General features: G+C 64.1%; 6 protein-coding genes. 3 read left to right on the forward strand and 3 right to left on the reverse strand.

What is annotated here, in order from left to right; translation table 11 throughout:
* The first annotated feature begins 456 nt into the window (after positions 1–456).
* Both IU459_RS36210 and IU459_RS36215 read left to right on the forward strand, forming a co-directional pair.
* Entirely contained in the window at positions 457–657 is a 201-nt protein-coding gene (locus IU459_RS36210; protein ID WP_228839005.1) for a hypothetical protein, read from the forward strand.
* Complete coding sequence (locus IU459_RS36215) at positions 657–1,580, forward strand: IS3 family transposase (protein ID WP_195134102.1); 924 nt, start codon at positions 657–659, stop codon at positions 1,578–1,580. The genes IU459_RS36210 and IU459_RS36215 overlap by 1 nt, the downstream gene beginning before the upstream one ends.
* A 169-nt stretch (positions 1,581–1,749) precedes the next feature.
* On the opposite strand, the gene IU459_RS36220 is transcribed toward IU459_RS36215, so the two are convergent.
* The 3 genes from IU459_RS36220 to IU459_RS36230 form a co-directional block, all read right to left on the reverse strand.
* Positions 1,750–1,887, reverse strand: coding sequence for a hypothetical protein (locus tag IU459_RS36220; RefSeq protein ID WP_195134103.1), 138 nt, complete (start codon positions 1,885–1,887; stop codon positions 1,750–1,752).
* Between the two features lie 81 nt (positions 1,888–1,968).
* On the reverse strand, positions 1,969–2,955 hold the full coding sequence (locus tag IU459_RS36225) for a sulfotransferase domain-containing protein (protein ID WP_195134104.1): 987 nt from the start codon (positions 2,953–2,955) through the stop codon (positions 1,969–1,971).
* Positions 2,956–3,804: 849 nt separating this feature from the next.
* Positions 3,805–4,464: a hypothetical protein gene (locus tag IU459_RS36230; protein WP_195134105.1), complete on the reverse strand. Its 660-nt coding sequence runs from the start codon at positions 4,462–4,464 to the stop codon at positions 3,805–3,807.
* Positions 4,465–4,804: 340 nt separating this feature from the next.
* Between IU459_RS36230 and IU459_RS36235 the strand changes: the two genes are divergently transcribed.
* Positions 4,805–6,190, forward strand: a complete 1,386-nt coding sequence (locus tag IU459_RS36235; protein ID WP_195134106.1) for an IS1380 family transposase — start codon at positions 4,805–4,807, stop codon at positions 6,188–6,190.
* Positions 6,191–6,506: the final 316 nt, after the last annotated feature.

Here is a 6,506-nt window from a genome sequence, read left to right on the forward strand (position 1 = left end):
CAAGCGCCCCCGCGGCAACCACGAACCCAAGACACAGAACAAGGAGGTCGGGTAGAACATCACCCAGGACCCACCACCTGCCCAATTACGTGAACGAACGGGCCGGGAAAAACGTGAACGTCGACACTTGCGTCTCTTCTCCGCCATCCAGCCTTTCCTCTATGGTCAGGCCTCCACGGTACGAGGGGAAACGCACTGCCGACGCCTGCCTGCCGCGCAAGATGCGCAGCCAACATATACCCGGCAGGCAGGCTGACCAGGGATGAGGTTCACCCCGAGGAGTGGACACCGAGTTAGCAGGATCGTTGGTTCTGCTGGTAAGGATGTTCGTTATGCCTCCTCGCAAGCGTCGGTCGTTTACGGCCGAGTGCAAGGTTGAGGCTGCTCATCGTGTGATCGATTCCGGTCGTCCGATCGCGGTGGTCGCGCGTGAGGCTCGGTATTCACGAGACTGTGTTGAGTACGTGGGTCAAGGACGAGCGCCGCAGGATCGTCGCCGCGCAGGTCGTGGGCGAGAAGCCCTTGGACGCGGCCGAGCGGGCCGAGTTGCTGCGTTTACGCAGACAGGTCGGTGAGCTGGAGAAGGACAACGCGTTCCTGGCAAAAGCTTCGGCGTACTTTGCCGCGATGCAGACCAACCGACCCGGTTCGATCTGATGGCAAAGTACGCCGGCTCCGACGACATCACCGAGACCGCGGGCATCGGCCGCCCCGAGGGGCGACGGTTCTCGATCCGACGGATGGCCCGCGTGTTGGGTGTGTCGGTGTCGGGCTACTACGCGCATGTGAAGCGCGGGGCGGCAACGGTTCCCACCCCACGCGCACAGCGTCGGGCCGATCTGACGGTGAAGATCCTGGATGTGCATGCCGCCTCCGACGGCACGTATGGTTCGCCGCGGATCACCGCCGAACTCCGCGAACGAGGCGAGAAGGTCAGCGCCAAGACCGTCGCGGCGATCATGGCGCGCATCGGGATCGAGGGCATCAGCCCACGCACCTTCAAGGTGAGAACGACCGTGGTCGATCCGGCGGCGTCGTTCCCGCCGGACCTGGTGCGCCGCGCTTTCGACCAAGGGTGCTTGGACGCGGTGTGGACGACCGATTTCACGTATCTGACCTGCGGTGAAGGCGATATGTACCTGTGTGCGATCCGGGACGGGCATTCCCGCCGCGTGCTCGCCCACGTCATCGCCGATCACATCGGCTCCGATGTGGTGTGCCGGGCGATCGAGGCGGCTGTGGCGGTGCGTGGGCATCCGGTGGCCGGGACCGTGCTGCACTCGGATCGCGGCGGTGAGTTCACCGCCGGATCGACCGAGCGGGCCTGCCACCGTCACGGGCTACGCCGGTCGATGGGCGAGACCGGGATCTGTTGGGACAACAGCCCCGCCGAATCGTTCTGGTCGACTTTCAAACATGAGCGCTACTATCGCCATGTCTACGCAACTAGAGCTGAACTCGTTGCCTCGGTTGACAATTGGGTCCACTACTACAACCATGAGCGGCGGCACTCCGCCCTCGGGATGCTCAGCCCCGTACGCTATGAGCAGTCCCTGACAGTCGCAGCCGAGGCTGCTTGAAACCCTGTCCACCATTCGGGGTGAACCTCAGCAGCGTATTAGCCGGTTCGGCGGTATTACTTGTTGCGGTGGTTATTCCTTCGGCATTCGCAGGCTCGGTCCGAGCGGTGAGACAGCCCGACCGCTGCTGAGCCGGGCCGTCTGTCACACAGCGGGTCCTAGTACCGCGTCAGGCGAAGTAGATGTACAGAGACGGGCTTTCGGTCGTGACCTCCTCCATGGCAGCGGCGAACTCTTCGCTTTCGCCGAGGACGTCGTCGCTTACATCGATCTGCTCGATGACTGCGGGAAGCAAAATTGTACTCATGGATCAGTTCCTTCTCTCCAAGTGCTCGTCGTTGTTGCTCAACTTCCTGGGGCGACAAGCAGACCCCGAGGTCTATGCGACTCATTGATAGCCATAAAGCCGAAGGAGATATCCGTATCGGTGCTCGACCAGCGCTTGATGGTTCGGCGTGAAGTGTTCCCGCCACGCACCGATCTGGCCCGTTCGGAAGGTGTGAGAGGTGCGGTTGAATATCCGGCTGGCCAGGGCGTGCCTGCTTGCAGTGTTGATATCGTCGGCCATGCCGAGGAAGTCGACGATTCGGTTGATCTCAGTGGACTGAGCAGCCGCGGAGCCTCCCCCGTCCGGCCCGATCAGTGCTTCGAAGGACACCTTGCAGACACGTGGGTGGCGAAGCAGCCACAGTGCCCGCTCGAATGAGTCACTTCCTGGGAAGCCAGGGTCTGTGAGCGCGATGTCGATGCGATCGCTCGGCTGCCGAGCCGATTTGAGGATGTCGCTGTAGACGAGGTGGTCTGGGAATCCGCCTAGTCTCCTTGTGTCGGCTTCAACGAGGAAGTTCACCATGGACAGCAGGACGTCTCGGGGGTCGCGGTAGTTGAGAATGATTCTGGGGGTGCCGGTGCGGGCCCATTCCAGCAGAAAGTTCTCGTCCGCTCGACCGAGGTCCAAGTCGTGGGTGAACCAACATACACCGCCCGGGGTGTCACTGAATCTGTAGCCGGATTGACGTGAGAGTTCTCTGGCGGTGAGCCGGTCGATTTCCGGATCGACATCGGTTGCGGCAGTGCGAGGCATCCCCAGGCGATCCGCCCAAGCTCGGTTGAGCACAATCACAGCGCGACTGACGGCCAGATCGATGGCTGCACGGTCGCTCGACCGCTTGATCTGCGAAATCTCATCCGGCGTGTAGACCGCTCCGAGCGCACGCAGAGCTCCCTGCCTGCCAAGCGGTCGCGGTTGCGCGTCCGCCGACGACACCGCACCGAGCAGGACATATCCGAGCCCGGCTAACACCTCCTTGAGGAGGTGCGTTCCCGACTTGCGTAGAGACACGACCAGGACGTGTTCGGCCTTCATCGCGGCCACCAGCGCAATCTCACCGGCAACATGCTGTAACGCGGTTGCACGCGGTGAAGCTGTCCGTCAGGCACTTCAGCTGTCGTGCTCCGCGCTCCAAGCCCCGTGGTCATCGACAACCGCTTTCATGGCCTTCAGCTTTTACCGGATGCACCGCTCCACACAGACTGCGAAGTACGTGGCGATGATGGCGTCGGCCGGTGATGGGCAATCGCCTCAGCGTCTGCTCCGCGTCGGCATCACGAACCGGGCCAAGAACTCCAGGAAACGTGAATGATGCGCGCGCTTCGGTCTCCGTGTAGAGGTTCGGGCTGGTCTCGAAGTCGATCCGCATGTTCAGCGGGTGGCTACACTCAACGCGCGTCCACACCATCGCCGCCGCCTCCGGATCATCGCTCCAACAGCGCCACGTCCAGCTCACCATGCAAGTCGGCGTACACCGCGATCGCCATCGGAACCCGCGGATCCATGCGCTGCTCGTGCCAGATCCCAAGCTGCGCCAGCGACAACGAGAAGAATTTGCTGTCCTCGTTGCCGATTCCACTGATTTCCTGCCGGCCACACCGACTCCCTCCAGACCGACACCACGCAACGCGGTACGTAAAGAACGAACAACTCGACTGTTCCGAACAAACTGACCGATCGGCATGGGGGAATCGCCTACGATCCGCTCCGGCCGGTGGGGCGGCCCGCGCGCCGGAGGTTACTCACGTTGCTTTCACTCAAAGCTGGATCGGTGGTGTCACGTCCTCTCCGAGGATCGTCCTCTCTGGTAGAAGATTGCGAGGTCGCGCCCCCACAGCAGGCCGACGCCGTGGTCGATGGACCAGTTCAAGACCATCGTGAACCGTTGCCGTATCACGCAGTCGTAGTCGGTTCGTCGTCGGGTTCTCGCCTCGACGGGAGAAGCGTCGCGAGCTCACGGGCCTCAGCGGCGTCGAGCCAGCCGCAGATCCCGTCAAGATAACCACCGCCGCCGTGCATCCAGAAGCACACCGAGTGCATTCGACTGTCCAAGCGTCGTAGAAGCTGCCCCAACCTGCGCTGATCGAGATCCTCCGCGGTTTCCTCGATCCGGCCCGCAAGCCGCAGCGCCCTCCACGGATTCTCACCCTGCCGACCGAGCACCGTGTAGGCGAGGATCGCCTCCCGAGTCAGCACCCACTCGACCAGCTCCACCAGCTCCCAGTACCCCCACCCGTGCTCGCTGTAGGGCTCGGTCGTCGTGGTGGGCACACCGTCGACGACACGGTAGTCGCGTCCGAGACCGCACCGCCGGAATGTGTCGTCGACGTGGGCCATGACCCCGGCCAGCCCCTCGAACCGCAACGGTGGTGTCGCGGAGGGGTACTCGTAGTGCCCCTCGTCCTTGAACCCTTCCGGACCCGCCCCGTAGGCCCACAGCTGCCGCGCGGCACGCTCGACCACCGGATGGTCTGCGCCGAACCGCAGCGCCGGGACCACCACCTTCCGAAACCTCGTCTCATCGAACGCACACAACCCGCCCCATACACCCATCCCCACTCCTCTCGACCCGCGACATGGTGTCACACCGAGCGTCGGGGAACCGATCGATAGAACACCGACAACACCCACCACATCGTCATCCGCGCCGGCTGTCCAGCCGGTCCGCTCCGGCAAGATGCTCCCCGGAAGACCACTCCCGGTTCGTGGTGATCGCCACGATGCTGTGGCGGTGCCATCCTGAGGATATCGGCGTACTTTCTCGCGATTCTCTAACCTCACGGATTCACCGAAATTGGTGACAGTGCGTGCCGGAGACGAAGAAGGGTGCTCCGAACTGCGATAATCCTGTTTGCTGAAGACAGAATTTTCGTGAGTGAGGAGCACCCTTCTGGTGCGGAAGTCTATCTCGCCGTATCCGGCGGTGGCCGTGGACGGTGACGGTTCGGGTGTCGTGTCGCAGGCCGGGGCGGTGCTGCTGTTACGCACCGCGGAGCGGATCGGCCTGGTCAAGGGCTTGTCGAAGGCGTTGGCGCCGTGGCGTAAACCCCTCGCCACGCACAACCCGGGCAAGATCGTGCTGGATCTGGCGGCGTCGCTCGCGCTCGGCGGGGATTGTGTGTCGGATCTGGCGGTGTTGCGGGACGAGCCGGGCGTATTCGGGCCGGTCGCGTCGGATCCGACCGTGTCGCGTCTGGTCGCGGTCCTGGCCGCCGATGCGTCGAAGGTCTTGTCCGCCATCGCTTCCGCGCGCGCGGATGCACGCGGCCACGCGTGGGTGCTGGCTGGCGAGCAGGCACCCGAGGACGGTATCGATGCCGAGCATCCGCTGCTGATCGATCTCGATGCCACGCTGACCGACGCGCATTCGGAGAAAGAACTGGCGGCCCCGACGTTCAAGCGGGGCTTCGGGTTTCACCCGTTGTGGGCGTTCATCGACCACGGTGACACCGGTACCGGTGAGCCCGCCGCGGCGATGCTGCGGCCGGGTAACGCCGGAAGTAATACCGCCTCCGACCACACGCAGGTGCTGCGCGATGCCCTATCCCAGCTACCGTGGACCCCGTCGTGGCGGGTCGGCCGGAAAGTGTTGTTGCGCACCGATTCCGGTGGTGGCTCCCACGAGTTCCTCGACTACTGCCACCGTCGCCGGGTGCAGTACTCGATCGGATTCACCCTCACCGACGAGATCGCGGCAGCCATGGATACTCACCTGGAGCCCGGTGATTGGACACCGGCCTACGACGCCGACGGCGAGGTCCGCGACGGCGCCTGGGTCGTGGAGGTCACCGGTATCGCCGAGTTGTCCGGATGGCCACCCGGGATGCGCCTGGTCGTCCGGAAAGAGAGGCCGCATCCCGGCGCGCAGTTGCGGTTCACCGACCGCGACGGAATGCGGTTGACCGCGTTCGTCACCAACACCACCCGCGGCCAGCTGCCGGATCTGGAACTGCGCCACCGCCGCCGCGCCCGCTGTGAGGACCGCATCCGCGCGGCCAAGGACACCGGCCTGCGCAACCTGCCGTTCCACAGCTTCAACGCCAACCGCATCTGGCTCGCCGTCGTCGCGCTGGCACTGGACCTGACCGCTTGGATGCAGACCCTCGCACTGCACGACCACAACGCGCGCCGCTGGGAGCCGAAAACCCTCCGGCTGCGGCTGTTCTCGATCCCCGCCCGTCTGGCCCGCCACGCCCGCCGAGTCCACCTGCGCCTGTCGGCCCACAACCCGTGGACCAACCTCGCCGTCACCGCCCACACCCACCTGACAGCGACCTGACCAGCACAAACCCGCCCCTGCAACCACCGAAAGGACCACCACCGGGCCCGTGGAACCCGGCAGCCAGCCCGCTGACACGGGCCGGACGGCCACACCCACCAGCCCGGACACCATCTGAAAACACCAATCCGAACCCGATCACGCCCGACCGAAGGCCAGGCGAAAAATCGAGGCTAACACCAATACCAGTGACTTAAGGTTGGTCGGTTCTGGGTGTTGCGTTGGCCAGCGATGTGGTTGATGCGGTACGCCAGTGTGGGGCGATGGTGACTGCGTCGATCGGATTGGGTTGTCGTGGAACGGGTTTGCGGTGTTC

The organism is Nocardia amamiensis (assembly GCF_015477605.1).
GTDB lineage: Bacteria > Actinomycetota > Actinomycetes > Mycobacteriales > Mycobacteriaceae > Nocardia > Nocardia amamiensis_A.